The sequence below is a fragment of the Rhizobacter sp. genome, assembly GCF_035702065.1.
Taxonomy (GTDB): Bacteria; Pseudomonadota; Gammaproteobacteria; order Burkholderiales; family Burkholderiaceae_C; genus Rhizobacter.
Map to the genome: position 1 here is coordinate 1 of NZ_DASSRA010000223.1, position 4771 is coordinate 4771.

Consider the following 4771-nt stretch of genomic DNA (forward strand, 5'->3'; position numbering starts at 1 on the left):
GCACAGGCACAGGCACAGGCACAGGCACAGGCACAGGCACAGGCACAGGCACAGGCACAGGCACAGGTGCAGGTGCAGGTGCAGGTGCAGGTGCAGGTGCAGGCGGCGGGGCGGGCGCCGTCACGGGCTCCTGCAGGGGCAGGTCGTTCGCCGTTTCCGTCGGCGCGGGTCGGGTGAAACGGGGCGTGCGCGGCGGCTCCGTGGGCGGCAGCACCAGCTCGGGCGCGCGGCGAGTGGGTGGGGGCGATGGCGGCACCGCCAGCGCTTCCGTCGGCGCCGGTTCGTTCACAGGCCGGGCCAGCGCAACCTGCAGCTCGCCGGCGGCGCTCGCGCTGCCTTGAGCGGCCGAAGCAGCACCCGCCGGCGCGCGCACCCCCACCAGCACGACCCGCAGCGGCGGCACGGCGCCGCTGCCCTGCTGCCCTGCGCCGGAACCGGGCGCGGTGCCCACGAGCAGCACCAGCAGCACATGCAACAGCAACGCCAGGATCAGGCAACGGCTGAAGGACGCCTGCGGCGCAGCGTCGGGCGGCCAGGGATGCGTCGCGGCCGCATCGGCGCGGGCGGTCGGCAGGCTCTCGTGTTCGGTCACCGGCTCACTCATGGGGGCCGCGGCACCCGCGCAGCTCGATGCCGGCACGACCGCGTGAGCCATTCTCGCAAACGACCCCGCGTCGGGTGGCCCTCATTCCATTGGCATCCACTGGCACGCCTTCTGCTAGACATCTTGCATACAAGATGGCGTGCACAAAACCGGGGCCACCCACCATGACCGAACCCAGAACCTTGTCGGAGCTGCGCCAGGCACTGCGCGCCGGCACCTTGACGGTGCGGCAGCTGATGCTGCGCTTCCTGGCCGAACAGTCGCAACACGCCAGCACCGCGTGGATCTCGCGCCTGCCCGACGAGGTGCTGATGGCCCAGGCCGACGCCTGCGACGCCCGCCTGCTCAGCGAAGGCGCCGGCGTGTTCGACACGCAACCGCTGCTGGGCATGCCCTTCGGCGTGAAGGACAACATCGACATGGCTGGCCTGCCCACCACGGCCGCCTGCAAGGGCTTCGCCGCCGGCCCCGCCACCGCGCACGCCACCGTGGTGCAGCGCCTGGTGGACGCCGGCGCCATCCCCGTCGGCAAGACCAACCTCGACCAGTTCGCCACCGGCCTGGTCGGCACCCGTTCACCCTATGGCGCGGTGCCCAACAGCTTCGAGCCCGGGCATGTGAGCGGCGGGTCGAGTTCGGGCTCGGCCTACGCCGTGGCCATGGGCCAGGTGCCCTTCGCACTGGGCACCGACACCGCCGGTTCGGGCCGGGTGCCGGCCGGCTTCAACAACATCGTCGGCCTCAAGCCCACGCCGGGGCGGGTGAGCACCAGCGGCGTGCTGCCGGCCTGCCGCAGCATCGACTGCGTGTCGGTGATGGCGCTCACCGTCGACGACGCGGCGCTGGTGCTCTCGGTGATCGAAGGGCCCGATGCCACCGATGCCTACAGCCACTTCGCGCCCGGCCCGGCGCGGCTCAAGCCGGTGCTGCGCGTGGGCATCCCGGCGCGCCCGGTGTTCAGCGGCCCGCAGAACGAGAGCGGCTACCGCGCCGCCTTCGCCCAGGCCGCGGCGCACGTGCAGTCGCTCGGGCACGAGGTGGTGCCGCTCGACTTCTCGCCGCTGCACGCCACCGCCGAGCTGCTGTACGGCGGCCCATGGGTGGCCGAGCGGCACGCCACGGTGCAGAATCTGCTCGACCAGAACCCCGCTGTCTTCGACCCCGCGGTGCGCCAGATCGTCGAGAGCGCGCGCCACTTCAGCGCCACCGATGCCTTCCGCGGCCAGTACAAGCTGCGCGCCGCGCAGCGCGATGCGCAGTCTTTCTGGGAACAGGCCGACCTGCTGATGGTGCCCACCGCACCCGGCCACCCCACCATGGCCGAGCTGGCCACCGACCCGCTGGGCGCCAACGCGGCACTTGGCGCGTACACCAACTTCGTCAACCTGCTGGGCTGGTGCGCGCTGGCCCTGCCCTTCGGCTTCACCGGCACCGGCCTGCCCTTCGGCGTGACCTTCATCGCACCGGGCGGGTACGACAGCGCACTCGCGCGCTTCGGCGCCGTCTGGCAGGCACGGCTGGGCCTGCCGCTGGGCGCGCTGGGAGGCAAGGGCGAGATCGCCTGCAAGCTCGGCCGCCCACCCGCGGCCGCGCCCACGCTGGCGCTGGCCGTGGTGGGCGCGCACCTGAGCGGCCTGCCGCTCAACGGCCAGATCATCGAACGCGGTGCCCAGCTGCGCACGCCCACCACCACCGCCCCGCAGTACCGCCTGTTCGCGCTGCCCGGCACCGTGCCGCCCAAGCCCGGGCTGCTGCGCGTGGACGCGGGCGGCGCGGCCATCGCCGTCGAGGTGTGGGACGTGCCGCTCGACACCGTCGGCTCCTTCCTGGCACTGATCCCGGCACCGCTCGGCCTGGGCAGCGTGACGCTGGCCGATGGCTCCTCGGTGCACGGCTTCATCTGCGAGGCCTATGCACTCGAAGGCGCGAAAGACATCACCTCGTTCGGCGGCTGGCGGGCCTACCTCGCCTCACTCAAGCGCTGAGCCCTTTTCCTTTCTCTCTTCCCACCCCTGGAGAACCGCCATGACCACCCTCAACACCCGTCGACGCCGCCTCGTCGTCACCGCCGGCGCGGCCCTCGCGCTGGGCGCACCGGCTCTCGTGCGTGCGCAGAGCGGCCCCAAGATCCGCATCGGCTACTGGCCGGTGGCGGCCGGCCTGCCCTTCTTCGCGGCCATCGAGAAGGGCTACTTCAAGGAAGCCGGGCTCGACGTGGAGCCGCTCAAGTTCGCCGGCGCCCAGCAGGTGATGGAGGCCATGCTGGCCGGCCGCTCCGACGGCAGCTCCAATGGCACCGGCTCGGGCAACCTGGGCGTGGGCGAGATCGCCTCGCCGGGCCTCTACAAGATCATCGCCACCAACCCGAGCAACGCGAAGTACGTGCTCGACCAGTTCCTGGTGCCCAAGGACAGCCCGGTCAAGAGCATCGCCGAGCTCAAGGGCAAGCGCGTCGCCTCCGGCCCCGGCATCCAGAACAAGACGCTCGCGATCACCGTGCTCGAACGCGCCGGCGCCGGAGGCACCAGCGTCACCGAACTGCCCATCGGCCAGCACGTGGCCGCGCTCGCCGCCGGGCAGGTCGACGCGGTCTACACCCTGGAGCCCACCGGCACGGTGGGCCGGCTCAACGGCACCACGCGCGTGCTCGAGGCGGGCGTGATCGCCAAGTACATCCTCGGCGACCCGCTCGCGCCCTGGCACGGCGGCTCGGCCACGCTCACCAGCGAGTTCATCAAGAAGTACCCGGCCGAGACCAAGAAGTACATCGCCGCCTATGCCAAAGGCATCGAGCTCGTGCGCACCAAGCCCGACGAGGCGCGCCAGTACCTCAAGGGCTACACCGCCATCGAAGGCCCGCTGACCGGCGAGGTGCCGCTGGCCTCGTACATGCTCTACAACGAGTTCAAGCCGAGCGACATCGCCGCCTTCCAGAAGTTCTTCGACCTCTTCACCGAGAAGGGCGTGTTCGAGAAGAAGCTGTCGGTCGAGTCGCTGATCTACAAGGGGTGAGGCCATGAGTGACAGCTCCACCGCCGTTCCTGCCACGCCCGCAGCGCCCTGGTCGGCCAGCGGCAGCGCTGCGCCACCGCAGCGCAAGACCTTCGACTGGGGCCGCCTGCTGCCGGTGGTGGGCCCGCTCGTGCTCTTCATCGTGTGGGACATCGTCGTGCGCGCCGGGCTCATCAAGCCCATCCTGCTGCCCCCGCCGCTGGCCACGCTGGAGACGCTGATCAGCGGCCTGCTGGGCGGCGCACTGCTCACCGACTTTGCGGTGACGGTGTGGCGCACGGTGCAGGCCTTCCTGATCGCGGCGGTGGTGGGCGTGCCGCTGGGCGTGCTGCTGGGCAGCAACGAGAAGGCGTATCGCAGCGTCGAGTTCCTGATCGACTTCTTCCGCTCCACGCCGAGCTCGGCGCTGATCCCGCTCTTCCTGCTGATCTTCGGGGTGAGCGACATCAACAAGGTGGCCATCGCGGCCTTTGGCGCCTTCCTGATCGTCGTGTTCAACAGCGCCTACGGCGTGATCAACGCGCGCAAGCAGCGGGTGATGGCGGCCAAGGTGATGGGAGCGAGCCGCTGGCAGATCTTCAAGGACGTGCTGGTGTGGGAGTCGTTGCAGCCGACCTTCGTGGGCTTGCGCTCGGCGGTGTCGATGGCGCTGGTGATCGTCATCGTGGCGGAGATGTTCATCGGCTCGGACAACGGGCTGGGGCATCGGATCATCGATGCGCAGCAGGTGTTGAACGTGAAGACGATGTACGCGGCGATCCTGGCGGCGGGGGCACTGGGGTATGCGCTCAACGTGCTCTTCCTCGTTGCCGAACGCAAGATCGTGCATTGGAGTGGGCGGTGAGGGTGGTGCCGCTTCGCGTGGTTGTTTCTTCCTACTTCCACCGGGTGCGCCGGGAGTCCGCCCCGGCGGGCGGGTCACTTTCATTTGTCGCGCCAAATGAAAGTAACCAAAGCAAAGGCGCTCTTCACATGGCCGAACTGCGTGGACTCAAGTCTCCTCGGCCTGTCCTCGCCATGCCACAGGATCGGCCGAACATCTGCTGCGACAGCACTACGCATCGTCTCGCCTCGCTTCGCATCGGCTCGGCCCGTCTTTTCGCGGCAAAGCGAAGCGAGCCGGGACACGAGGCCGAAGGCGAGCCTTCTCTTGGG

General features: G+C 70.0%; 4 protein-coding genes and 1 pseudogene. 4 read left to right on the top strand and 1 reads right to left on the bottom strand.

The annotated features are described in order from the left end of the window. Positions 1-604 (bottom strand): annotated as a pseudogene (locus VFL64_RS10335) (hypothetical protein); the annotation flags it as partial. A gap of 164 nt (positions 605-768) precedes the next feature. Here VFL64_RS10335 and atzF point away from each other — a divergent pair. From atzF to VFL64_RS10355, 4 genes are all read left to right on the top strand, one after another. Continuing rightward, positions 769-2589 (top strand): allophanate hydrolase, encoded by a 1821-nt coding sequence (gene atzF, locus VFL64_RS10340; RefSeq protein ID WP_489540292.1) that lies wholly within the window; start codon positions 769-771, stop codon positions 2587-2589. 40 nt (positions 2590-2629) lie between these two features. Then, positions 2630-3616, top strand: coding sequence for an ABC transporter substrate-binding protein (locus VFL64_RS10345; RefSeq protein ID WP_489540293.1), 987 nt, complete (start codon positions 2630-2632; stop codon positions 3614-3616). A 4-nt stretch (positions 3617-3620) separates the two neighbouring features. Further along, complete coding sequence (locus VFL64_RS10350; RefSeq protein ID WP_489540294.1) at positions 3621-4460, top strand: ABC transporter permease; 840 nt, start codon at positions 3621-3623, stop codon at positions 4458-4460. A gap of 128 nt (positions 4461-4588) precedes the next feature. Further along, positions 4589-4771, top strand: a 183-nt coding sequence (locus tag VFL64_RS10355) for a hypothetical protein (protein WP_489540295.1), incomplete at its 3' end; no start/stop codon positions are given.

Excerpts from the sequence above, each read along its gene's own strand:
- atzF (WP_489540292.1), top strand. The coding sequence starts at position 769 with ATGACCGAACCCAGAACCTTGTCGGAGCTGCGCCAGGCACTGCGCGCC.
- VFL64_RS10345 (WP_489540293.1), top strand. The coding sequence starts at position 2,630 with ATGACCACCCTCAACACCCGTCGACGCCGCCTCGTCGTCACCGCCGGC.
- VFL64_RS10350 (WP_489540294.1), top strand. The coding sequence starts at position 3,621 with ATGAGTGACAGCTCCACCGCCGTTCCTGCCACGCCCGCAGCGCCCTGG.